This is a genomic window from Streptomyces sp. NPDC048560 (assembly GCF_040650955.1).
Taxonomy (GTDB): domain Bacteria; phylum Actinomycetota; class Actinomycetes; order Streptomycetales; family Streptomycetaceae; genus Streptomyces.
In genome coordinates this window covers 33175-54617 of the sequence record NZ_JBEZIJ010000012.1, presented here as the reverse complement: position 1 = coordinate 54617, position 21443 = coordinate 33175, and the positions used below count along the sequence as shown (strand labels likewise).

The 21443-nt window shown below is 68.0% G+C and carries 19 protein-coding genes and 2 pseudogenes; 9 read left to right on the top strand and 12 right to left on the bottom strand.

The window, feature by feature from the left end; translation table 11 throughout:
- The first annotated feature begins 2 nt into the window (after nt 1-2).
- Nucleotides 3-1673, top strand: a complete 1671-nt coding sequence (locus tag AB0C82_RS28835) for a hypothetical protein (protein WP_362847377.1) — start codon at nt 3-5, stop codon at nt 1671-1673.
- A 448-nt stretch (nt 1674-2121) separates the two neighbouring features.
- Here AB0C82_RS28835 and AB0C82_RS28830 read toward each other — a convergent pair whose 3' ends face one another.
- Genes AB0C82_RS28830 through AB0C82_RS28820 form a run of 3 tightly spaced genes read right to left on the bottom strand, consistent with a single transcriptional unit; the run spans nt 2122 to nt 4058 of the window.
- On the bottom strand, nt 2122-2871 hold the full coding sequence (locus AB0C82_RS28830; RefSeq protein WP_362847375.1) for a hypothetical protein: 750 nt from the start codon (nt 2869-2871) through the stop codon (nt 2122-2124).
- Nucleotides 2871-3137, bottom strand: coding sequence for a hypothetical protein (locus AB0C82_RS28825; RefSeq protein WP_362847372.1), 267 nt, complete (start codon nt 3135-3137; stop codon nt 2871-2873). The genes AB0C82_RS28830 and AB0C82_RS28825 overlap by 1 nt, the downstream gene beginning before the upstream one ends.
- Nucleotides 3138-3194: 57 nt before the next feature.
- Complete coding sequence (locus tag AB0C82_RS28820) at nt 3195-4058, bottom strand: nuclease (protein ID WP_362847369.1); 864 nt, start codon at nt 4056-4058, stop codon at nt 3195-3197.
- 901 nt (nt 4059-4959) lie between these two features.
- Here AB0C82_RS28820 and AB0C82_RS28815 point away from each other — a divergent pair.
- The gene (locus AB0C82_RS28815) at nt 4960-6123 is read left to right on the top strand and encodes a DNA gyrase subunit B (RefSeq protein ID WP_362847366.1); all 1164 of its coding nucleotides are present in this window, start codon (nt 4960-4962) and stop codon (nt 6121-6123) included.
- 244 nt (nt 6124-6367) lie between these two features.
- Here the strand turns inward: AB0C82_RS28815 and AB0C82_RS28810 are convergent, their stop codons facing one another.
- The 3 genes from AB0C82_RS28810 to AB0C82_RS28800 all read right to left on the bottom strand — a co-directional run bounded on the left by AB0C82_RS28810 (nt 6368) and on the right by AB0C82_RS28800 (nt 8322).
- Nucleotides 6368-6814, bottom strand: coding sequence for an alpha/beta hydrolase (locus AB0C82_RS28810; protein WP_362847363.1), 447 nt, complete (start codon nt 6812-6814; stop codon nt 6368-6370).
- The gene (locus tag AB0C82_RS28805) at nt 6814-7629 is read right to left on the bottom strand and encodes an alpha/beta hydrolase (protein ID WP_362847361.1); all 816 of its coding nucleotides are present in this window, start codon (nt 7627-7629) and stop codon (nt 6814-6816) included. The genes AB0C82_RS28810 and AB0C82_RS28805 overlap by 1 nt, the downstream gene beginning before the upstream one ends.
- Before the next feature lie 366 nt (nt 7630-7995).
- Nucleotides 7996-8322, bottom strand: a complete 327-nt coding sequence (locus tag AB0C82_RS28800) for a hypothetical protein (protein ID WP_362847358.1) — start codon at nt 8320-8322, stop codon at nt 7996-7998.
- A gap of 394 nt (nt 8323-8716) precedes the next feature.
- Between AB0C82_RS28800 and AB0C82_RS28795 the strand changes: the two genes are divergently transcribed.
- The 3 genes and pseudogenes from AB0C82_RS28795 to AB0C82_RS28785 all read left to right on the top strand — a co-directional run bounded on the left by AB0C82_RS28795 (nt 8717) and on the right by AB0C82_RS28785 (nt 12170).
- A complete protein-coding gene (locus AB0C82_RS28795) occupies nt 8717-9976 on the top strand; it encodes a hypothetical protein (RefSeq protein ID WP_362847356.1) in 1260 nt (419 codons plus the stop codon).
- 560 nt (nt 9977-10536) lie between these two features.
- Nucleotides 10537-10710: a hypothetical protein gene (locus AB0C82_RS28790; protein ID WP_362847353.1), complete on the top strand. Its 174-nt coding sequence runs from the start codon at nt 10537-10539 to the stop codon at nt 10708-10710.
- A gap of 628 nt (nt 10711-11338) precedes the next feature.
- Nucleotides 11339-12170, top strand: a pseudogene (locus AB0C82_RS28785) (IS5 family transposase).
- 208 nt (nt 12171-12378) lie between these two features.
- On the opposite strand, the gene AB0C82_RS28780 reads toward AB0C82_RS28785, so the two are convergent.
- Nucleotides 12379-13380 (bottom strand): GDSL-type esterase/lipase family protein, encoded by a 1002-nt coding sequence (locus tag AB0C82_RS28780; RefSeq protein ID WP_362847351.1) that lies wholly within the window; start codon nt 13378-13380, stop codon nt 12379-12381.
- A 431-nt stretch (nt 13381-13811) separates the two neighbouring features.
- On the opposite strand from AB0C82_RS28780, the pseudogene AB0C82_RS28775 reads away from it, so the two are divergent.
- Nucleotides 13812-14679: pseudogene (locus AB0C82_RS28775) on the top strand (IS5 family transposase).
- A 23-nt stretch (nt 14680-14702) separates the two neighbouring features.
- Here AB0C82_RS28775 and AB0C82_RS28770 read toward each other — a convergent pair.
- Nucleotides 14703-15275 (bottom strand): TetR/AcrR family transcriptional regulator, encoded by a 573-nt coding sequence (locus tag AB0C82_RS28770; RefSeq protein ID WP_362847349.1) that lies wholly within the window; start codon nt 15273-15275, stop codon nt 14703-14705.
- Nucleotides 15276-15384: 109 nt separating this feature from the next.
- Between AB0C82_RS28770 and AB0C82_RS28765 the strand changes: the two genes are divergently transcribed.
- The gene (locus tag AB0C82_RS28765; protein WP_362847347.1) at nt 15385-16266 is read left to right on the top strand and encodes an NAD(P)-binding domain-containing protein; all 882 of its coding nucleotides are present in this window, start codon (nt 15385-15387) and stop codon (nt 16264-16266) included.
- Nucleotides 16267-17061: 795 nt separating this feature from the next.
- On the opposite strand, the gene AB0C82_RS28760 is transcribed toward AB0C82_RS28765, so the two are convergent.
- From AB0C82_RS28760 to AB0C82_RS28745, 4 genes are all read right to left on the bottom strand, one after another.
- On the bottom strand, nt 17062-17883 hold the full coding sequence (locus tag AB0C82_RS28760; protein ID WP_362847344.1) for an ATP-grasp domain-containing protein: 822 nt from the start codon (nt 17881-17883) through the stop codon (nt 17062-17064).
- Nucleotides 17884-18101: 218 nt separating this feature from the next.
- Nucleotides 18102-18515, bottom strand: coding sequence for a DUF6086 family protein (locus AB0C82_RS28755; protein ID WP_362847341.1), 414 nt, complete (start codon nt 18513-18515; stop codon nt 18102-18104).
- A gap of 144 nt (nt 18516-18659) precedes the next feature.
- Complete coding sequence (locus AB0C82_RS28750) at nt 18660-19022, bottom strand: DoxX family protein (RefSeq protein ID WP_362847339.1); 363 nt, start codon at nt 19020-19022, stop codon at nt 18660-18662.
- Between the two features lie 167 nt (nt 19023-19189).
- Entirely contained in the window at nt 19190-19324 is a 135-nt protein-coding gene (locus AB0C82_RS28745) for a hypothetical protein (RefSeq protein ID WP_362847336.1), read from the bottom strand.
- An 80-nt stretch (nt 19325-19404) separates the two neighbouring features.
- Between AB0C82_RS28745 and AB0C82_RS28740 the strand changes: the two genes are divergently transcribed.
- Both AB0C82_RS28740 and AB0C82_RS28735 read left to right on the top strand, forming a co-directional pair.
- Nucleotides 19405-20256, top strand: a complete 852-nt coding sequence (locus tag AB0C82_RS28740) for a LysR substrate-binding domain-containing protein (protein ID WP_362847333.1) — start codon at nt 19405-19407, stop codon at nt 20254-20256.
- A 430-nt stretch (nt 20257-20686) separates the two neighbouring features.
- Entirely contained in the window at nt 20687-21340 is a 654-nt protein-coding gene (locus AB0C82_RS28735) for a GNAT family N-acetyltransferase (RefSeq protein ID WP_362847331.1), read from the top strand.
- Nucleotides 21341-21443: the final 103 nt, after the last annotated feature.

Here is a 21443-nt window from a genome sequence, read left to right as displayed (position 1 = left end):
CCATGTTCAGATACCAGCCTGTGCCGCGTGACATCGGTATGGAGGAGGCACTCGCCGCCCGGACCGGCGACGCCGCATGGTTCCTTGCCCGCCAGTACGGGTTCGGGGAGTTCCGGGGTGAGGACGCTGCCTCCCCGGTGTCGGTTTCGATCGCTCAGGAGTCCCACCGGCTGGACCTCTGGCGCAGCAGTTCCGACGCCGAGTGGCAGCCGTACGATCCGTCCACGATGGTGTTGGAGGCGCTGGTCGAACAGGAGCCCGTGGAGGGTCCCGACGCCCGGCTGATGATGGCGGGGGCGCTGCGCTGGCGCCGGGCACTGGCAGCCGCCGGCCTCGTCGCCCTGCTGCCGGCCTTCGCCCGGGTCTGCCCCTTCGACACCGAAGGCACCCTCGCCCCGACCGGCCTGTCCGCGGCTGTCCGCGACCGGCTCCCCGACCCGGTCGCCCTCGCCCCCTGGCTCGCGCGCCTCGCCGAGCGCGACGAGACGGCCGCCAAGGAGTTCGACGCCCCCGACACCGATGCGGTCCGTATCGCCCTGGCCACCGCGGCCACGGCCTGGCTGTCCTGGTGGCAGGCGCGCGTGCCGGTGGTGGAGGCGGCCGAGGCGCCAACGCCTCCCGAGGCGTGGAACGCCCGCCGGCTCGAGTACGCCTTCGAGGTGTCCGCCTCCAGCCTGCCGGGCCTCGAACTACGCGCCGACGAGTACCACGGCGGTCACCTCGACTGGTGGGCCGTGGACGCCCCGGACGCCCAACTGCCGGTCGACCAGGCCGCGACGAAGCGCGAGGCACGCAGGATCATCCCGACGCCCGCGGTGTACGGAGGCATGCCGGTGTCCCGCTTCTGGGAGATGGAGGACGCCCGTATCGACTTCGGCTCCATCGACGCGTCCCCCGCCGACCTGGGGCGGCTGATGCTGGTCGCGTTCGCCACCGTGTACAACAGCGACTGGTTCTGCATCCCGCTGCCGCTCGTCGTCGGCTCCCTGAGCCGGGTCGTGGACTGCACGGTCACCGACGTGTTCGGCGACCAGACCCCTCTCCACCACGCGACCGCCGACGACAGCGTGAGCTGGAACCTCTACGGCCTGGGGGACACGGCCTACGCATTCCGCACCCCCGACATGTTCACACCGCCCTCGCCCTGGATGTACCGGCCCGCCTCGCTGCCGGGCGGGCTGGCGAGCCCAGCGATGGAATCTGTGGTGATGCTGCGCGACGAACAGGCCAACCTCGCCTGGGCCGTCGAGGAGTCGGTCGCCGACCGTGCCGGCGAGCGGGTCGACCGCCACGAGCGCTGGACGACCACTGCCCGGCCGCGTCCGGCGCCCGAGCCCGGCGCCGACCCGCGCTACCTGGTGGCGACCGAAGTCCCGGCGCACTGGTACCCGTTGGTGCCTGAGGTGCTCGACGACATGGAATCGACCTCCTTCCGCCTCGCAGGTCTGGTCCGCGGCGAGGGCCACCCTCAGTCCCCGCTGGGCCGGCTTCTGGGTGAGACGGACTGGCTGTTCGAGGAGGAGGTGCCGCGCTCCGGCATCAGGGTCGAGCGCAGTCGTCAGCTCACCCGTTGGCAGGACGGCGCACCGCACTCCTGGACCACCCGTCACAAGATGAGCGGCTTCGGCGGCGGCTCGAGCGGCTTGCGCTTCGACGTGGTGGACGAGCCCTAGTCTTCGACGGGGGCTGGCGGTTCAGTATCCGGTGTTCAGCTCCCCACCAGGCCTCGGCACCAAACGCCCATGGGGCCGTGGCGCGAACGCGAAGAAAAACCCACCCGTGGCCGGCATGTCGGTCGGCTGCGGCGGCGTAAGGGCGGCGGGTCGGGCTGTCGGCGGCGACCGGTCACGACTCCACGTACAGCTATCCCTCGCAAGCGACAGTTCAGGACCGGTCAGCGCGTCAACGTCAATGCCGGCAGCAGCTCACCACGGAAGAAATCAGTGCAACTTCACCGGCCACCACTGCACTTCGAGCTGACGAAAGTGCGCAGCTGGTCGTACGGCGAGATATCCGAGAGGCGCGACGGTGCCGGCGGTAGTCGTAGAGGGGGCCACGACTAGCGCCGGCATCTGTTCGCCGCCGCTGACGACTGAGGCGACTGCACGCCAAATAGCACGCCTACGGGTATGCCAGGCGTCTGAACGGGACGCGGACCAGGATTTCCTTCACGTCGGCGCCGCCTCCCACGGCCGTGCTGCCGAGCCAGGCGGCCGTGGGGGCCAGGAAGACGGCTCCGATCGCCAGGACGGCCACGGCCGTCGCCACGCTCGCGGCGTAGTCCTCCTCACCGGTCGTGATCCTCAGCTGTACCTGGAGCTCGCCGGACACCTGGGCCTCGCCCTCGGTAACGGGGTGCGTCTTGAAGACGGGCACACTCCCGGTGTAGATCACGGTACGTTCCACCGGTTCGAACTCGACGCGCAGGAAAGCCGTGTCGTCGCCGATGGTGCCACCGATCCGGGGTGTGCCGTCGAGCCCCGTGCTGATGCTGACGGACTTGAACAGAGAGTCGATCGCGCCCTTTGACTCGAAGCGCAGCCGAGAGCAGAGCTGGTCCAGAGCGACTCCACCGATGGCTCGAGCGCTGCCGGAGGCCACAGCCGCGTCCAGGGCCGTGAAGTCGGGGGACACCTCGCAGCCCAGGTTGTAGGCGTCGTGGCTCCAGGAGACCTTCAACGGCCCGTTCACCCAGAGCTCCATGTGGATGCCGGGGCCGTCCCATTCCGCGACCTGCCCTCGGAGGGTGTAGCTCAGGGACGGCCAGGGCGCGGCGTTCTCCGGCAGCTCGAAGACCTCATAGTTCGAGACGGCGAGCAGTAGCGGAGTGCCCGCCTCGGAAGGGGCGCCGGCCGGATCGACCAGTTTCATCAGGTGGGTCCAGGTACCCCCGCCCACATCCACCCGGCATCGGCGACGAGGCCGTCCTGAACTGTCTGGAAGTTCCGGACGGCCTCACAGAGTTCGTACGAGGCATGCCCGTCCCCGATCGGCGGGATGGCGTCCAGCGATGTGCCGTCGGCGGGCAGCCCGACCGCGTCGAGGAGTTCGGCGACCTGTTGCTGATCGGAGGCGTGGTTGGGGCACTGGGTGCCCTCGTCCGTCAGACCGACCCCTTCACGCAGTCCCCAAGGCATGGCAATCCTTCCGGTTTCCCCGGCCCCGCGGCCGGACGCGGCCTGGGACGCCCGGTGTCAGGAGTCCTCGAAGAGCAGGTCCTCGGGGGGATGCGTCATCTTCACGGTCTCGCCGTTCGAGGTCTCCACGACTCGGTGCAGGCCCACGCACCGTTGGCCCGTGGACAGGATGGAGAAACGGTCACCGATACCGGCCAGGTAGGCCGGGAAGCACGCCAGCGGCATGGTGCCGAGCCGGAGGTAGTCCACCAGCCGGCGGAACAGCTTGGGGAGGATCACGACGTCGTCCGTCAACGAGGCCAGACCGGTGATCTTCGCCCCGGTCGTGGTGACATCGCTCGGCCACAGGCCCCGCCCCTGGTCTCGGGCCTCCTTGGTCACGGTGGCCATCTCGACCCGCAGGCTGGTGAACAGGCTGCGGTAGAGCGTCGGATACACGAGGCCGGACGTGATCAGATGGTGATTCACCGTTGTCCTCAGCACGGCCTCGTCGACATCGATCTCCAGCCCGCTGGCCCCCGGGGGCGTTCCGCGGCCTGCCAGGGCGATGCAACGACCGTGGACATCGGAACCGCGGGTGAGGATGAACCCGGGAACCGACGCCGGTGTCGTGGCCTTCACCGTCTCGCCCGCACCGTGCTGGACATCGGTGAAGCCCAGCCACTTCAACATCTCGTCGCGTGCGGCGTGGGCGAAGTGCAGCGGCTGGTGGACACGGTTCGGGCCGTAGTGCGTCTCGAGTGCGTCGATCGCGTCAAGCCGCATCTTCGCGCGGCCCACAGCATTGTGCTCGACGGCGCGGCCCAGCCCGCCGCCGACCAGTCTCCAGTCCTCGAGGTCATCGGCCGTGAAGTGGACCGTGTCCCCGTCCGGCTGCGAGCCCTTGACATCGTAGAAGCCCTTGATCAGCAGCATGGGCATGACGACTCCTCCGCGGATGCAACGGGTGATTTTTGTCGGCAAATTGCTTTGGCCCCCACCTGTTACGGCTCTTCGCCCCCTGCTTAAATGGTGCGCTTCAATGAGTGGTCCCGCACCTCCGCTTGTTGTTTAAACGCATACGGCTCGTCAGTGTGTTGCGCCGGCAGCGCTGCGCCTAGGCGGACGGACATCTCAGTCGTCCGCCACTGCGGTCGCGTCCCGGGAAGCTGATGATCGTCGTGTGCTGACCGGATGCTCATAGGCGCCCGTCGGGCAGCCATTCCTTGCCGCGGGGCAGAGCTTGCGATGCCTCCATGACCGGCGAACAGAATTCACACCAGGGGGAGTTGACACGATGGCCCTCTCGACCCCATGAGAGAACAGCCAGCAGCAACCTTCCGCGGAGTCCCCACCGTGGTTGGTCCCCGACCGCCGTCACGGCTCGCACCACTGGGGCTCTGCAACGGCCACCACGCACCCACGCGGCAGGTGTTGCCACAATCGCGACCCGGACCCTGCGCTTCAGAGCTACAGATGCGATGGCCGCCGTCTGCGCAGGATCTGCGCTGGCTCCCTGGCGACGACCCTGTGCACCGAGATCACGCGCATCATCGCTTCGTCCCCACGCGCGTGGGGACGGATTCCTCAGAAGCCCGCCATCACGTCGTGTCTCACATCTACAGGAATTGCGGGTGTCGGCGCGGCCCAGAACACGGCCGCCGGCGGCCTGGGCGGTGCCCCGGGTGCGCTTTGAGTGCCCTCGCGTCGTCTCCTGCCGACTGCTTGGCGACCGGCCCGCACGCGCTCACTCAAGCCCTCGCAAAACAGGCCCTGACCTGGGAGTTTCCGAGCGTTCGCCTAGAGTGGAACGTCCTGGCGGACAGCATGTAAGGGGGGTTCCGTGAGCGAGGGAACCAGCGGATACGAGGCCACTCACATCGAAGTGCTGGAGGGGCGTGAGGCCATCCGGAAGCGGCCCGGGATGTACGTCGGATCGACCACCATCCGCGGCCTGCACCAGGTGTTGTTCGAGGTCCTTGGCCGGTCGGTGAACGATGTACTTGCCGGTGGTGGCGGTTGCGTCGACGTCACCCTCACCCCTGACGGCGGTGTCCGTGTCACCGACAACGGGCCCGGCGTCCCCGTCGAAGCGGCAGGCGACGGCGGCGGTGTCGGCCTCGAATCCCTGCTGACCCGCCCGCACGCCGGCGCTGCGCCTGGTGACCGTCACACGGCGGCCTGGAGTGTCTACGGCATGGGGCCTTGTGTCACCAATGCTCTGTCCAGCCGCCTTACGGCAGAGGTGCGGCGGGGGCACGTGCGCTGGGTACAGGAGTACGTACGGGGCGAGGCCGTCGCTCCTCCCGCCGCGGCGGGAGGAGCGACCGGAAGCGGCACATCGATCACCTTCTGGCCCGACGCCGACATCTTCGAAACGACTGAGTGCTCGTTCGCCGTGCTGGCCAAACGCTTCGGAGAGGTGGCCATGCTGAACCGCGGGCTGAGTCTCTCCCTGACCGACGAACGCCCCAAGAACGGGCTCCGGTCGGTACGGTTTCAGTACTCTGACGGACCGGCGGACGTCCTGGCCGCCCTTGACGCGGAAACCGGCGTGCAAGTTCCCCCGGACATCGTCGCCTTCGAGCGGGAGGACGAGAGGATGGCTGGGACCCTGGAGGTGGCCCTGACCTGGCACAGCCTGAGTGAGCAGCGGGTCCGGACGTTCGTCAACAGCGTGCCCACCTGCGAGGGGGGCACGCACGCGGACGGGTTCCGGGCAGGGGTGACGGCTGCGGTCAACACCCACGCGCGTCAGCGGCAGCTGCTGACGACGGCTGATCCCGACCTCACCGCTGAGCAGGTCGGCAGGATTCTGACAGCGGTCGTCTCCGTGAAACTGGACAGCCCCCAGTACGAGGGCGCCACCCGTGGCAGGTTGGGGGGCACCACCGTGCACGATTGCGTCGAGCAAGCCGTCCGCGAGTACCTCGGCGCATGGCTGGCCCGACATCCGGAGCAGGCCGCTGACATCATCGGCCGTATCAAGGCACCATCCTGGGACTGACGAGCGGCGGACCTCCTCCTCCACTTCTCCGGGACGGCCCTGCGAAGGCGGTCCGAGTGCAACTCGGTGCGGAATCAAACCCGGTGCCGGTTCGGGACCTTCACGGCGTCGGCATCTCGGGCAGCTCGATCACGGTCACAACCGAGTTCTGGAGGAGCTCGGCCCGTCGGCACCGGCGACGTCGGGTCCCTGCCTTTCTCCTGTCCCCGTGCGGCCCGCGCGTCTTCGTCCGTACGCTCCGGTTCTATCGGAGTGCCGGGCCCGACCGGAGTGTCGGCGTCGGGGCGAAGGGCGCCGTGTCCTGTTCGCAGGTGGTGCCGATCGGGGGGAGCCTGCCGTCGCGGAAGTAGCGGACCGCGTGGTTGTTGACGCAGCTGCTCGGATTGTCCAGCGCGGTATGGCCGTACCCCTTGAGGGTGAGCAGGCGGGCGTGGCTCAGCTCCCGGGCCATGGCCTGGCCCCCCTGGTACGGGGTGGCGGGGTCGTAGGTCGGATTGACGACCAGGACAGGGTGCGCGGTGCGGCGGTTCCACGGTCCGGTGTACTTCGCTGCGGCTGCGGCCGGCCATGTCGCGCACGGCTCGTTGGCCCAGGCCCACCAGTGCCCCAGATCCCCGGCTCGCGATGTGCTCAGTTCGTCGAGTACGACGTAGCGTCGCGGGTCCCGGGGGTTGGGGCTCTCCGCGCACATCACACCGAGAGGCTGTTCGAAGCCGGGGTAGGCCGGGGGGGGCCGGGAGGGGACGGAGGTTCCTGGGGTGCGGCTCCCTCCCACAGGCTCTGCAGCGTTCCGGCGGTGTGCTGCCAGCCCGGGTGGACCGTATAGAGGCCGCCGCGGACCTCGCTCACGACTCTTGCGTACGTCCAGGACCCCACCGGCTGCGCTGCGAGTCGGCGCATCAGCTCGGTGAACTTGGCGCGGGTCGCCGCCGGGGATCCTGCGGAGAATGCGCAGCGGCCGGCCGGTGCGCTCCCACACTGATCGAGGAACTGGCCGAGGGTGTCGGCGGAGCCGAGATCCGATTCCAGGCGCAGGAATGTGCTCAGCTCGGGCTCCTGCCTGGAACCGCCGTTCATCCAGGCACGCGGGTCGACATTCCCGTCCAGCAGCAGGCGGCCGACGCGGGAGGGGAACAGGTTCGCGTACGTCGCTCCCAGGAAGGTGCCGTAGGAGATGCCCCAGTAGCGCAGGGTCTTCTCACCGGCGGCGCGGCGCAGCCGGTCGAGATCCCGGGCGACGTCGGCAGTCGAGATGTAGCGCATCAGGTCCGGATCACGCTGCTCGCAGCGCCGCGCGAGATCGGCGTACGCGGCGATGAACGCCCTGCGTTCCTGTCCGCCGACGGGAAACGGCGGAACTCGCGAGTGCCATGCGTGGGCCTCCTCCGCGGTGTCGAAACATCGCAAGGGCGTGCTCTGCCCGATGCCGCGCGGGTCGAAGCTGATGATGTCGTACCGTTCGCGCAGCTGCTCGGGGAACTTCTCATACAGCTCCGGCAGCCCCACGGTCCCGGCACCGCCAGGTCCACCAGGGTTGAAGAACAACGATGCGGCCCGCCGTGTGGGGGCGGTGGCCCGGTGTCTGATCACGGCCAGTTCGATGCTGCGCCACCGAGGACGGGCGTAGTCGAGAGGCACCTTGGTCGTGGCGCATTCGAATCCGCGCTGCGCTTCGCCTCTGCAGGGCTGCCATCTCAGCACCGTGCCCCGGTCGCCTCCGGGCGGGCCCTCACGGGGAGGCTCGGCCGCACCTGAAGTGGAAACGACGGCGGTGGAGGCCAGTAGCGCTCCTGCCGCGCATACGGCAACTCGGCGCCGCCAGCTCATCATCAGTCCTGACACCGGCAGACTCCTGTACGAGGTGACTCATGTTCAGGCGCCGTCGGATGGCAGGCCCACCGCAATCCCGCGGGCCGCACACGTCTCGGGCAACAGACGGGTAGCCGAACGGGTTGCGGTGGTGCGGGTGCTTCGTGTGGAGCAGAGGGCGACGCAGACGAGGACGAGGGCGACATCCAGCCCATCAACGCGGACCAGGTCGAGGGGGGTCCTGGTCGTCGGCGCGTGCATCTGCAGGTGGGTGATGCCGTCGAGGACCCAGACCTTGGCACGGTTGGCCAGAGAAGCGGTGGTCTGGCAGATCGGTCGCGAGGCCCGCGTCCTCGTGGACGGGCTGCGTAGCCGCTCGAACAGCACCACAGCCGACACGTCTCGCCAACTGCGGTGCTCAGCGCACGTCGTGCCTGTCTCCGTGTCCGGCAGCAGGACCGGCCCGTGAGCTCGTACGCCGGACTGGGCCCATCGGCGATCTCGGTCTTCCGGGAGTCTCCGGCCTGTCCACAGGGCTTGGTTGCGGCAAGATCCAGCCGAGATGACTGTGTCCCTGTGGTGCGTACGGGCCGTAGTGGCGTGGGGCCTAGCAGGTGTCGTGCCTGCCTGACCAGGGGTTTCGAGCACTGGTCACCCGAGTGTGGGCGCGTCTCCTTCACGGGAGAGTGATGCTGGATGTTCCGGACAGAACGGGGCGGCCGGGCCGTGATCATGGTCCTGTCCGGCGGCACCACCAGCCGCCACATCAAGGAGACGTCGAATCATGTCCAAGCCTGTCACCAGCATCTGGGGCCCCCTTCCGGACGCTCAGCCCACCTCCGCGCGAGAAGCCGCGTGGGACAACACCTGGCCGCTCAGGGGCGGAACCGCCTGGGTGTTCTACAGCGAGCCCGACCAGACGCACGTCAAGCGTCCGGTGATCCTCGCCGACGGCTTCTCCATGGGAGCCAGCAAGCCCGAGGAGCTCTACGAGGGCCTGGAGAACGGGCAGTTCCCGTTCATCACCAAGCTCCGGGAGCACGGCTTCGATGTGGTGCTCCTCGGCTTCGAGGAACGCTCCGCCTCCATCCTCGACAACGCCGAAGTCGCTATCGAGTGCATCAGGAGGACGATCGCCGACCGCGAGGGCGAGGCCAAACTGACCGTTGGCGGCTTCAGCATGGGCGGACTCGTCACCCGCTACGCCCTGGCCAAGATGGAGCGCCGGCGCGAGCAGCACGAGACCGGCACCTACCTTTCCTACGACACCCCGCACCGTGGCGCGTGGCTGCCCATCGGAGTCCAGTCCTTCTCCCACTTCGTGAAGGAACACTGGGGCAGCACGCCCGTCACCGGCCCCCTTCTCAGCATGTACTCCAACCTGGTCAACAGCCCGGCCGCACGCCAGCTGCTGCGCTGGCACGTCGAAACCGGCACCGACACCACCCTCGACGTCGCCGGCGGCCAGGACCAAGAACGCACCGACTTCCTGGCCGCACTCGACCGGATGGGGAGCTGGCCCCAGATCCCCCGCCTGCTCGGTGTCGCCAACGGAACGGGCACCGGCGCCGGGAACAGCATTCCGGCCGGCGAACCCGCGATGACCAGCTCCGGGCTCCAGCTCAACGGCACCGTGCTGAACACCCAGGCATCCGGGACGCAGACCGTCGCTCAGCTCCACAAGAAGGACGCCACCCCGGTCACGGTCACGACCACCAACTTCCCCGCAATCGACGGCGCGCCCGGTGGCCTGTTCCCCGAAGCTCCTCTGGAGGACAACCCGGCCAACTTCGGTATGGCCGCCATGCTGGCAAAGATCATCGACAGGCAGAAGGCGGACCTGACCTACAACGCCTCCGTCTTCGTCCCCACCATCAGCGCCGTCGCGGCGGGCGACATCGACAACCACGACACGCTCTACGCCAAGATCGAAGCCGAGGACAGCGAACTCCACGACTTCAAGTGCGCCGGCAACAACGAAGGTCACACCGTCATGACCGAAGAACTCGGCCAGTGGATCCTGGACAAGCTCAACGAGGGGTGACGGCCCGCAGTGACCGCTGACGCAGGCCCGACCCACCTCCCGGCAACGGGCGGGCACAGTTCTCGCTGCACCAGCATGTAGAGCCTGGTAGATCGGTGGCACGCACCCCATGCGTGCCACCACCCGTTCTCCAGCCACGCGCACGAACAGTCGCCCGGGGGCAAAACGGATCACCGCGCGGTATGCCTCTCGCTATCTGCCGGGGCTTATGGAGATTGAGTTCGAAGTCCGAGGTGAGCCGGTCAATCCCGGCGGTGTCTTCTGCAGTCGAGGCGGGGAAGTGGCTGCAGGAGGGCGGAGGCGAGGAGAGCGGCCGCAGTGCCTCTTCTTGATCACGCCCGGGATCCGACGACAGTGTTAGCGGTCCCGCCAAGGAGCTGATCGGGCGCCCCACGACCGCAGCCACGTGCGGTGGCGCCGACGCAGCGGCCGGCTGGCCGGCAGGCCCACCCCCCCCATGCCGACCGGGCTCATCAGGTACACCTCGCGTTGCTGTGCCCATGGTTTCCGCTTCGGAGCCAGGGGCAGGTGGATGAGTGAGTGCCTACGAAAGGACCGACATGAGTGCCGGAGAGAAGGTCAAGGCCAAGACCGAGCAGGTTGTCGGGAAGGCTGTGCGGAAGGTGGCCCACGCGTTGGGTAACGAGACCACCGCAGCCAAGGGCGCCGCACTGGAGACTCGGGGCAAGGCTCGGGACACCAAGGAGAGGGCGAAGGACACCTTCAGGCGCTGACAAACGCCGCATCGTGGGTGGAGCCGGTGCGGGCCTGCCTGGGCATGTTCGTGCGTCCTGCGGTGTACAGGTGGGCCGGCGGCGCAACGACTAGCCCCAGCACACGTCGCACCAGCCTCCTCCGGCGTGTGTGATGCGGCCTTTTTCGGCCGGCGCTCGTCCCTCTGGGCGACACGACGGTAACTCCCGGTCGTCCGAAGATCGTTTAACTGATCGTTTGCGAAGCGACGTTCGAGGCATCTCAATCAGATCATGCTGCAGGGCGGGCTGCCGGGGTACAAGGTGGAAATCGGCGGGCACCCTCGTAGCGAATGCGCGGTCACTCACCGGGTCCTGCCCAGGCCGGAGCCGTGCGGGGCACCGCGGCGGGCAATCTCGGGCGTGATGCCGCGGACCCGGCGAGGCGGCGGCACACCTGTCCATGCGTAAGGGCGGTCGGCGAACAGTCGCCGGGGCCGGGCCTTCGCCGACGTGTCGGCCACAGTCAGGCACGGCTCTGCGTATCCGATGAACGTCTGCCGCTCGCTGGCGGCGGCTAGGCCGTGTGTGAGAAGTGGCTCCCGTGTCTCGCCTCGTACCGTGATGATCTCGGTGTGGGGCGCGGGGATCTTCTGATGACCAGTGGGCAGTGTTGTGCCCTTTGCTGCCGGTCGCGGTGTTGGGCAGGCCGTCGGTGTGCCAGCGGAAGCTGATCAATGGGATCCGCCGGCGGGTTCGGACCGGGGCCCCGTGGCGGGATCTGCCGGCGGATTACGGTCCGTGGCAGACGGTCTACGGGCTCTTCCGCCGCTGGCAACGCAATGGGGTCTGATCGTCGGTACTGACCAGGCTGCAAGCGCGGGCGGACGCAGTCGGGCTGATCATCTGGGAGGTGAACGTCGACTCCACGATCTGCCGGGCACATCAGCATGTGGCCGGTGCCCGGCGGGATGGCCAAACACAGAAGGAACCGCCGGGCGGCCAGCAGAGCGAACCTGACGATCACGGCTTGGGCAGGTTCCGCGGCGGCTGGACCACGAAGATTCACCTGCCTGTGGGCAAGGCCAGCGGCCGTTGTCGCTGCTGGTCACAGCAGGGCAGCGGGGTGACGGCCCGACGTTCACAGCCGTGCTGGAAGCTATTCGGGTTCCTCGTCCTGGGCTGGGGCGGCCCCGGGTTCGTCCGCTTCGGGTGCGAGGCGACAAAGCGTTTCATCGCGCGCGAACCGTGCCTATCTGCGGCAGCGCGGGATCCGCTGCACGATCCCGGAACCTGCCGATCAGGCAGGCCACCGCGACCGCCGGGGAGCGGCCGGTGGGCGCCCTCCGGCCTTCGACCGCGAGGACTACGAGGCCCGGCACGCGGTCGAGTGCGGCATCAACCGGCTCAAGCGGAACCGGGCCGTGGCCACGCGGTTCGACAAGCTCGCGGTCCGCTTCAAAGCAACCCTACTCATCGCCGCGATCAACGAGTGGCTGTGATCTGTCGGACGTCTCGGTCCCGCATGTCATGCCATGGGCGCCGCGTAAGGCGGACGTCCAGTTCCGCTACGAGATCAGCCTCTCGCCCGGCGGCCGGACCCGAATGCGGGGCCGGGGCAGGGGCCGCTGCCGCGCGGTGAGCCTGTCCCACAGCGGACCCCCGTAGCCTTCGCCCGTGGTGCCCTCGACCCAGGTGATCAAGCCTTCCTCACCATCCCGTCGGCAGGCTCCTGAGGAACGGGGCAAGCCGGTCGGCGATCACCCGGTCGTCGTGAGCGGAGGTGTGCCCGTCGCATCCGAGGAAGTCCAGGCCCGTCTGATCGAGGAACCAGTAGTGGACCCCGCTGTCGCCGGCGTCGTTGCGCTCCTCGACCACCTGCCGCACATGCTCGGCGTTTCTGTCGAAGCCGACGGCCACGAGGGTGGTGCCGGCACCGTAGCGGGTCCGTAGTTTCCGGAGGAACTCGCCGTAGGCGGTGCGGTAGGCGGCCGCGAGGCTGTCGGGCGTCCACGGTTCACCGGGGGTGAGGTCGGTGAAGTCGTTGGAGCCGAGGTTGACCACCACGATCTGAGGGCGCCACGTCCCCGGCTTCTGCCAGACGTCGCCGTCCATGTTCAGCAGGGCGCGGTCGTAGTAGGTCCGGTACGTGATGTCCGGGCAGATGCCGGCGACGTTGCGCACCATGCCGAGGCCGGAGAGGCCGTTGATCTGGTAATCGGCGTCCAGTTGCTGGGCCGTGAGAGCGCCGTGGCTCACTTCGGTGTTGGTGTTCCGCTTGAGCTGCTCCGGATTGCAGTCGCGGGTGCCCGAGACATTGCCGTAGCCCACCGTGATGGAATCCCCGATGAACTCGATCTGGCGGTCCCGGGGCGCCGGCTTGCTCAGTACGGCGCCCCCGAGGGCGGGGACGAAGCCTCCGAACGTGCTGGTGTCCCCCGGGGTGTCGTTGCGTTTGGCGACCCGGACCGTGTGCTCACCGTCCCGCAGGCCGTTGATCCAGTGCGTGGTGTCGCCGGGTGTGACGAGGGTGGCGACCGTGGCCCCGTCGACCTGGACGTCGTAGTCGGCGGCCGCGCAGTCGAGTACCACCCCGAGGCCGGTCCCGCGGAAGCGGCCCTCGAAGTACACCCCGGGCCAGCTGAACTGCAGCGTGGTCCCCAGGTCCTTGACCCGCCCTGCGGTGTGCACCTGCTCCGAGACGCTCTTCACGGGGACCAATTGCCTCAGCTCGTACCGCGAGCCCGCGTCCATCGCGGCAGGCGCCGCCGGGCGCCTCCCGCGCCCTGGCGTCGGGTTCCCTCCTCTGAAAGTCATCTGCGTGCCATCTCTCGTCCCTGTGGCGCATCGTTGGTCACGGCTGAACGTCCGACATTCCACCCCTGAATGTCAACCAATTTTGAAGGGAAGGAATTGATCAACAGGCGCTCGTTTTAAGCGACTTGTGGGGCGGGCCTTGACCAGCGCGCGCCAGTTCTCCAGGTGCGCGAAGCCGAGCTCGAGCAGGGCCTGGACGGCGGCCCGGGGCCTTGGCGTATTGACCCGCAGCGTCGCGACGCCCGGCACACCGAGAGCGCGCACCGAACGCCGCTCCACGCCGACTTAGACCGTGTCCTATGTGGGTTCGGCTCGTTGGGCCAGTCATGGGGCGGGGTACGTGGAGTTGGATTGTTCCGGACGGGCTGTGGGAGATCGCGGAGCCGCTGATCCCTCCGTCGAAGGTGCGCCCGCAGGGCGGGGGGACGCAGGACACGCCTGATGAGACGCTGTTCGCCGCGATCATCTACGTGCTGGTCAGCGGATGCGCCTGGCGGGCGTTGCCGCCGTGCTTCGGGGTATCGAAGTCGACGGCCCACCCGCCTGGCGGGCGTTGCCGCCGTGCTTCGGGGTATCGAAGTCGACGGCCCACCGCAGGTTCCTGATCTGGTCCAGAGCCGGTGTCTGGGGCCGGCTCCACGAAGAGATCCTGCACCGCCTGGACGACGCCGGCCTCCTCGACCTGACCCGGGCAGTGCTCGACTCCGCCCACGTGAGGGCTAAAAAGGGGGCGAACTCACAGGTCCGAGCCCCGTGGACCGGGGCAAACCGGGTTCCAAGATGCACGTCCTGTCGGACGCAAACGGACTGCCCCTCCTCGTCGGCCTCTCCGCCGCGAACACCCATGACAGCCTCGCGCTGAAGCCCATGGTCGAGGGTCACCAAACGAGACACGACCCCCACCGCGGTTGCTACTTCAAGCCCCAGCGTCTCCACGCCGACAAGGCATACGACGTTCCCCACCTGCGGAAATGGCTCTGGGGCAAGCACATCGGCGGTATCGCCCGCAAAGGAGTCGAATCCAGCGAGCGGTTAGGGCGCCGACGATGGGTCATCGAACGCACCATGTCCTGGCTGACCGGCTACCGCAGACTCAACCACCGATACGAACGACAACCCCGCAACTACCTGGTCTTCCTCGGCCTCGCCGCTGCCCTCTGCTGCTACAAACGACTTGCCCGACTCACCACATAGGACACGGTCTTAGAAAACTCGGCCTAGGCATCGTGCGAGCGTACGAGGCGAGCGAGTTGCCGACCCGCCATGAGTAGTGGTTCCTCACTGCGGTTGACCTGGGCAGTGACTTCGGCACCTTCCAGGGCGGAGATGATGGTGGTCGCCAGCTCCCGGGCGTTCTGGGAGGGGAAGCCGCAGCGCAGCAGCTTCTCTCGAACCAACTGTTCCCAGCTGCGCAGAGCGTCGGCGCACGCCTGCTGGATCTCTGAGTCGGTGCCGAGCGTCTCCAGGGCCGCTGCTGTGACTGGGCAGCCGTCGATCCAGCCTGACTCGCCTAGTTCGTCGGCGAGTTGCTGGGCGCAGGCCAGCACTGCGTCCGCCGGGTCGTCCTCACTGTCCAGTGCCTTACGCAGGAGCGTCGCGAATTCCTCGGTGCTGTGCTTGATCGCAGCGACGGCGACGGCCTCCTTGCCGCCCGGGAAGAAGTGGTAGACGGAGCCGAGAGTGGCCTCTGCCTCCTGGGCGATCTGTTTGATCCCCGTTCCGATGTATCCCTGGCGCTGCAGGAGGCGTGATGCGGCTACGACGATCCGGTCCCGTGTGCTGGTCTGCATGCAGCCACCGTAGCGGCCCATTGAGTAGAGCGTTCGTTCTAGGGCTGTGGTACGTTCTCACCACGCTCTAAATAGAGCGTTCGTTTTAGTGAGGGGTGGAGTTCTTGTCATGAGCAGCACCAAGCAGTCGGTCACGGTCATCGGCCTCGGCCCCATGGGGCAGGCCATGGTCGGCGCCTTCCTCGACAACGGATACGAAGTCACCGTGTGGAACCGCACCGCGTCGCGCGCGGACGCCCTGGTCGCGCGCGGGGCGGTGCTCGCGCCGAACGTGGAGGAGGCCCTTGCCTCCAACGAGCTGGTCATCCTCAGCCTCACGGACTACGACGCCATGTACGCCACGCTCGAGCCCGCGGCGGCCGCGCTGGCCGGCAGGACCCTGGTGAACCTCAGCTCGGACACACCGGAAAGGGCCCGGACCGCGGCCCGTTGGGCAGCCGAGCGGGGCGCCGTCCAGCTGACCGGCGGCGTCACGGTGCCGCCCTCCGGGATCGGTCAGGCGGAATCGTCGACCTTCTACAGCGGCCCGCGTGAGGTCTTCGACCAGCACCGGCCCGCTCTCGAAGTCATCACGGGGCGGACCGACCATCGGGGCGAAGACCCCGGGCTCGCCGCGCTCATGTATCAGATCGGCATGGTCATGTTCTGGACCTCCATGCTGAGCTATTGGCAGGCCATCGCCCTCGCCGACGCCAACGGCCTGAAGGCGGCGGACATCCTGCCGCACGCCGTGGAGACCGCCAACTCGCTGCCGGGATTCTTCTCCTTCTACGCCGAGCGCATCGACGCCGGCCGGCACATCGGCGACGTGGACCGCCTTGCCATGGGGATGGCCAGCGTCGAGCACGTCCTGCACACCAACGCGGACGCGGGAGTCGACACCACGCTTCCGGCCGCGGTCGTCGAGCTCTGCCGACGTGGCATGGAGGCCAGCCATGCCGCGGACAGCTTCTCCACGCTGGTGGAGTTGATGAAGAAGGCCGAGGCATGACCACGTCTGCCGGGTGAGTTATTCACCGCGCCGGACATGATCAGCAGAGAGATGCTCCGGCCCACGGAGAGCAAACCATGCGGGCTCGCGGTGACTGGCAACCGATGCGGCCGACGGCGTAGCCGCAGCGAGGTGATCAACGGAAATCATTCACCGGCTGAGCACCGGCTGAGCACCGGCTGAGCACCGGAGTGCAGCGGAGAGAACTGCCTCAGCGGTTCGGGCCGTGGCGGACTGTCGGCAAACGGCACCTGCTCGGTCGGCGGACGGTACCTGAGACAGGCTCCCGCAACATGTGCGGGCCGTCTCTTACGTCACAGGGGACATTGGCCGAGGCATCAGCACCGATCCGGCGCTCTCGGGGACTTGCTGCCAGGGCACCCCATTGCGACTCAGTCGTGTCGTCGAGCGCTTCGAAGAGCGCCGGTCAGGTCCGTGCCGATGGCGACCACCTCGTGCGCGATCGTCACCGAGCGGTGCGCTGCTGCCCTTTGAGGCGAAGCTGGACTGTATGTCGACGTAGTCGGACGGTCGCAGATCATGCGGGTATGGATCTACAAGATCGGCGGACGCGGTTGCGGAGAACGGCGAGGCGGCTGCGATGACGCGGCTGCTGGGCGCGGGGGCCGGGGTGGATACACTCGACAGTTGACACACCCGACAGTGTTCGGCCAACTGCGCCGGAGCTGGCGGTGAGCGAGGGGCAGGCCCGTCCGCCTGCTCCTCGCCGTAGGGGCGGATCATGCCCGGACGGCGGGTGAGTTGCTCAACGCCTGGGCCAATCACCCTGCCATCTCAGCCGGTTAGGTGAGCATCGACCCTCTTGCAGAACCTGCGGTCTCGCCTCGCCATCTGTGTCCGCGGACCAGCTGAGCGCAGGACGACGTCCAGGACCCGGTCAGGATCTGCGGCGTAGCAACTGCTGAACCACGCCATGTTCGCTTCGACCACCGCCCACCGGTCAGCGGCCCCGCGCCCAGGCGCGATCAGAAGCCCGACGTCGACCACTACCGCGCTGGGCAGGCCACCGCCGCACATGGCCAGGAAGTCGTTCGCGAACTCCAGAACTGCGACTTCATAGCGGTGCCCGTTCAGCCGTTCGGCGTCGAGACGGCCGAAGGTGGCGTACTGCGAACCTGTGAGGACCTCGCCGTCCAGCACGTACAGACGAAACTCCGCTGACCAGGTCACCACGTCGCTGATCAGTACCGGCACGTCCAGTGACAACTCCGGTCCCGCCGGGAGGTGACTACCGTCGGCGTAGACGGCGGCCGGGAAGCTTTTGTCACTCGGCGGCTTGACGAACGCCGGCCGGGCCAGACGGCGCGCCTCGCCCACCGTCGTCATGGCAATGCGCCGTCCGGTGTACTCGTAGGGCAACGTGGCCAGCCAGTCGTCAGATGGCTCCAGGAGCGCTACCTCAAGGGCATCCACGACGCGTGCCGCGAAAGCGGGGCCGCCGTAGTAGTGGCCACCACGCTTCCCCATGGCGGAGCCTGTACCGCCATGGGCGGGAAGCACCTCTACGCCTATGCCCCGCCGATGCGCCGACCTCGCGAGCAGCTCGGATGTCGTGGTGTATTGAGGCGCCAACGCCAGGAAACCATGCTCTGTCACGGTCCCTGACGATGCCACCGATTCGGTCGCACGGTCCACAGCATTCGGGCCCACAGCGCTCCGGCTCACAGCGCTCCGGCTCACAGCGCTCCGGCCCACACCACTCCGGTCCACACATCGGAGCCCCACTCGACCGCACCGCGCCGGGCCGCGACATCACCGGAGCAGCGACCGCCTACGCGCTTGCGGCCCTGCCGCCGGTGCCGGGCGGACGAGCCTCAGGTCGCCATGTGTCTGGTGAGTTCGCGTGACCTCTGCTGCAGTGCGGCTGTCCACTCCCTTGCACGGGGATCCGAAGTCGTCTTGAGATAGCGGCTCTCGGCGTGCTCGGCCGCCTGCCAGTTCACCTCGATGTTCGCTTTCTCGGCCAAGGTCAGCACCGTGGCAACGAACCCTTCGGACATGGTGGTCATGATGGCGTTCCTGGTTTCGCTGTGCCAGGCGAGCAGGGCGTCGACGAACGCCGCGAAGGCTATGGGGTCGATCTGACACTCGTCAGCGTCCGTGGGGCTGATGCCGGATGGCAGACCCACTTGGGTTTGATAGACGGTGACATGGCTCATGAACAGCCGGGACGCCCCGTTGGGCGGGTTCCACAGGGTTCGGTCGCCCAATTTGTAGTACTGGCTCACGTCAGCCTCTCACTGCTGGTCATAGGGGGCGACGATACGGTCGCTCAGCCTCCCACGGAAGGTGAGCCAGAGCATGAGATATACCAGTGGACATGGGGCGACTGGACCCCACAGTCGCATCCACCGGCTGAGAACCGTGCTCGATCACAGCCAGGTGACGGCCAGCCAGACGGTCACAACAGCTGTGGCCATGAGCCCGACGTTGAGTGTGATCCGGCGGTCTTCGCCGGTCAGGTGGACGGCGATCGCACCGATCTGCAGGAGCGCGAACCCGATGGCCGCGGCCGGTGCCAGCCAGGGGGCGATGCCGGTCAGGGGCGGAAGGATCAGCCCGGTCGCGCCGAGTACCTCGACCGCCCCCAGCGCCCTCACGGCAGCCACGGGTATGCGATCGACCCAGGCCATCATCGGACGGAGTTGATCTCGGCTCCGGAAGACCTTCAGCGCGCCTGCGTAGAAGTAGAAGAGGGCGAGCAGTCCGGCGACGATCCAGTACGCGATGTTCATGATTCCCATCCACGGTCACCGGGCAGGTGACCGGTCGATTCCCAGGGCAGCCGTCGGAGAAGGCCAGAGCCATGGTCTGAGTGATCCGGAGGTTGATCGGCGGGAGAGCCCAGCTGCGCTGGTCAAGTGGAGGACGGCAGGGCCTGGCGGTGTCATCCGCGCAGGCTTCAGGCGAGGTCGGCTGAGGGCTCGATCGCGCAGGGGCTCATCGCGTGGGCTACGGCCGGTGGAGTCAGCAGCGGGCTGCTGGCGATCACGTCCTGGAGGTTTCGCAAGTACCCGCTCTTCGCTTCTTCGGTCATGCTCCGAGTGCACCGCCAGTGCCCTGCGACTGTCCAAGACCCATTCTGCGACGCCGATACCGTTTGGGTATCGTTGCAGCGTGGAGCTACGTACCCTGCGCTACTTCGTGGCAGTCGCCGAGGAACTCCACTTCGGCCGGGCCGCCGCTCGACTGCACATGAGCCAGCCGCCGCTGAGCCGGGCGATCAAGCAGCTGGAGACCGAGGTCGGCGCCCTCCTGTTCGCCCGCTCGCCTGTGGGCGTCACGCTCACCGCTGTAGGGGGAGTGCTGCTCGATGAGGCGCGGGCCCTGCTCGACCATGCGGACCGCGTCCGGGTACGAGTGACCGCAGCCGCCGGCGTCGCGGCCATCACCGTCGGCATTCTGGGCGACGGTACTGACCCGGGAACGACCAGGCTGGCCGCCGCTTACCGACGAAGTCACCCCGGCGTCGACATCCGCATCCGCGACACCGACCTGACCGACCCGACCTGCGGGCTGCGCGCCGGACTGGTCGACGTCGCCCTGACGCGGGCGCCGTTCGACGAGACCGCCCTGACGGTGCGTGAGCTGCGTACGGATCCGGTGGGCGTGGTCCTGCGCGCCGACGATCCGCTGGCCCGCCGCGGCCGGCTGCGGCTGGCCGACCTTGGCGACCGTCGCTGGTTCCGGTTCCCGGAGGGGACAGACCCGATCTGGCAGTCGTACTGGAACGGCGGCGTGCCGCGCGAGGGTCCAGTGGTGCGCGTTGTCCAGGAATGCCTGCAGGCCGTGCTGTGGAACGGCACGGTCGGCCTGGCCCCGCTAGGGCACGACCTGAGCGCAGAGCTGGTCGTGGTGCCGCTGGTCGACATGACGCCAAGCCGAGTGGTGGCGGTGTGGAACGAGGGTGACACCAACCCGTTGATCCGATCGTTCATCGAGATCGCGACAGCCGCGTACCGCCTCTGAGTACCTGGAAAACGGTGCTGCCGCAGCTCGTGGCCATTCGACGTGATCTTCTTGGCCGCCGTCTTCGGTCGGGGGAGTGGCCTTCTTCGCGAGCACCTTTCTCATACTGGGCCGCATCGGGTGGGACGTATCGTCCCCGCCCTTTCGTGCGTCTTCGCCGCGAGATTCGTTCGCCGCAGCGGCAGCGGCGTTCAGTGCGGCCATCAGGATCTGTAGCGCTCCGGTAGGCATCGCAGCGGACTCCCGGTGTGGACCCGCCACTTCGACGCGTCGAGCTGCCGCCGTAGACGCGGAGCGGTCCTCGTGGCCAACAGTGACAATCGCTCGTAGTCCCTAGGCTGAGCCGCCTGCGCCTGTGGTCAAATCCCACCCCTGTCACGTAAGGTTCATGCCGCACTATTGGCTATTACCAGTCAGGGGGCGGGCGGCGATGCCGGACACCAGGATCAATGAACTCGTGCGGATGTGGATCGACGGCTGGATCGTCTCCCGCGGCAGCTCGGACCCGATCGAGGAGCCGTGGGGTTGGACCATCGACGTCGGGCAACCCATGCAGGTTGCCCGGCACGTGCTGCCGGAGCCCACAGAGGCCGACGTACGCAAGATCGTCGCCGCGACGAGCGCGCCGGGGACATGGCTGAAGCTCTTTGCCGAAGACCATTCGGTTCTGCCCTGGGTCGGGCAGGGCTGGCGGAAGGACCGTCCCGGCTTCCTGATGGCAGGTCACCTCGAACCGGAGCGCACCGAGGTGCCGGCCGGTTACACGCTTACCAGTTGGACCCGGGGCGGCGTCAGCAAGGTGCTGGTCCGAACGGGCGACGGGCATTTCGCTGCCCGCGGACAAATTGCCCGCGTCGGAGATCAGGCCGTGGTCGACCAGATCGAGACCGCCGCCGAGCACCGGCGCAAGGGCCTCGGCGGCCTGGTGATGCGCACGCTGCAGAACACCGCGTACGAGGCCGGCGCGAGGACGGGCGTCCTGGTCGGCACTCCCGAGGGCCGGGGGCTCTACTCCTCGCTGGGCTGGACCACGTACTCCCCGATGGCGAGCCTCTGGTACGAGCCGGCGGATGCCGCCCAGTGAGCGGTGGACACATCGAGGCCTGGCCCTTGACTCGCACGGCAGGGCCCCGGCACCGCAAAGGCGACTCCTGAAACAAGGCAGCACAAGCCTTGCGCCCAGGGCC

Bases quoted from the DNA above. Each gene is read 5' to 3' on its own strand.
- AB0C82_RS28835 (WP_362847377.1), top strand. From the start codon at position 3: ATGTTCAGATACCAGCCTGTGCCGCGTGACATCGGTATGGAGGAGGCA.
- AB0C82_RS28830 (WP_362847375.1), bottom strand. From the start codon at position 2,871: ATGAAACTGGTCGATCCGGCCGGCGCCCCTTCCGAGGCGGGCACTCCG.
- AB0C82_RS28825 (WP_362847372.1), bottom strand. From the start codon at position 3,137: ATGCCTTGGGGACTGCGTGAAGGGGTCGGTCTGACGGACGAGGGCACC.
- AB0C82_RS28820 (WP_362847369.1), bottom strand. From the start codon at position 4,058: ATGCCCATGCTGCTGATCAAGGGCTTCTACGATGTCAAGGGCTCGCAG.
- AB0C82_RS28810 (WP_362847363.1), bottom strand. From the start codon at position 6,814: ATGTGCGCGGAGAGCCCCAACCCCCGGGACCCGCGACGCTACGTCGTA.
- AB0C82_RS28795 (WP_362847356.1), top strand. From the start codon at position 8,717: ATGTCCAAGCCTGTCACCAGCATCTGGGGCCCCCTTCCGGACGCTCAG.
- AB0C82_RS28790 (WP_362847353.1), top strand. From the start codon at position 10,537: ATGAGTGCCGGAGAGAAGGTCAAGGCCAAGACCGAGCAGGTTGTCGGG.
- AB0C82_RS28770 (WP_362847349.1), bottom strand. From the start codon at position 15,275: ATGCAGACCAGCACACGGGACCGGATCGTCGTAGCCGCATCACGCCTC.
- AB0C82_RS28765 (WP_362847347.1), top strand. From the start codon at position 15,385: ATGAGCAGCACCAAGCAGTCGGTCACGGTCATCGGCCTCGGCCCCATG.
- AB0C82_RS28750 (WP_362847339.1), bottom strand. From the start codon at position 19,022: ATGAACATCGCGTACTGGATCGTCGCCGGACTGCTCGCCCTCTTCTAC.
- AB0C82_RS28745 (WP_362847336.1), bottom strand. From the start codon at position 19,324: ATGACCGAAGAAGCGAAGAGCGGGTACTTGCGAAACCTCCAGGACGTG.
- AB0C82_RS28735 (WP_362847331.1), top strand. From the start codon at position 20,687: ATGCCGGACACCAGGATCAATGAACTCGTGCGGATGTGGATCGACGGC.